Below are 892 nucleotides of genomic sequence, written 5' to 3' on the forward strand. Positions count from 1 at the left end.
TTGCATACCCGTAAGTAGCAAGCCGATCATCATAACCAGCATGAGGATACTGCCCCATGCGATGCCAATAGAAGATAAATCAAACATCGTCTTTCTTCCCTAGCCCTACAATCACTTGGATTAGGTGCAATACAAACTGGACAACAAGAATACAAAGACAAACAAAGATGATGCCTTTAAGAAGTGCTGGGTACGGAGCGTTCAGTACCGAGCCTGATGTTTCAAGACGCAGTTCGCCCCAAGGGGTAAACCAAGACTCTTGAACCATGAAATAAGAGGCGTAAGCCAACATACCAGCGAACGCTAAACCCACTATGTGGTGCACTAGGTTGAGGTATTTTCGAGTTTGAGAAGAAACTGAATCATAAATAAGAACAACTCGAACATGTTTGTTAGCAGCAAAAGCGTAAATACCGCCCACGATAAATAGCGAGCCACCAACAAAAGAAGCGGTTTCGTGCACCCAAGTAGTTGGTGCATCGAACGCATAACGCATCACCACTTCGTAAAAAGAGATCAATACAGTGAAGATGAACAAACCACTTAGAACATTGCTGACCTTGATTATTGCGCGGTCGAGAATGTTTCTTGGTTGCTCTTCTTGCTCTTGGGGCGCATGAGGCGTTTTATCTGTCATAACGTATTACTCAAAAAAAACGGAGGGCAATTGCCCTCCAAAAGAGAAGCTAAAATAGTTACAGAGTCGTATACTTTCTGTGCATTTGGAGAACGTTCAGCAAATGCTTTCCATTGACCTTTTGCGATTTCACGGAACTTCTTACGCTCTTCGTCAGACCAATTGTGAATCGTGATTTCTGGGTTTGCTTGCGCTTCTTTCACTGCCGCTTGGTCAGCCATTTTCAGCTCAGTTGTCATGTCGTAAGAGAAGTCA

At 43.8% G+C, this 892-nt stretch carries 1 protein-coding gene and 1 pseudogene; both read right to left on the bottom strand.

What is annotated here, in order from left to right; genetic code table 11:
• Positions 1-79: 79 nt before the first annotated feature.
• Entirely contained in the window at positions 80-637 is a 558-nt protein-coding gene (locus tag KIV40_RS33335; protein ID WP_285353685.1) for a TRAP transporter small permease subunit, read from the bottom strand.
• Positions 634-892 (bottom strand): annotated as a pseudogene (locus tag KIV40_RS33340) (hypothetical protein); the annotation flags it as partial. The gene KIV40_RS33335 and the pseudogene KIV40_RS33340, both read right to left, overlap by 4 nt.

This window comes from Vibrio sp. D173a (assembly GCF_030248475.1).

What these genes read in the sequence shown, in the direction of transcription:
- KIV40_RS33335 (WP_285353685.1), bottom strand. Translation starts at nt 637, where the DNA reads ATGACAGATAAAACGCCTCATGCGCCCCAAGAGCAAGAAGAGCAACCA.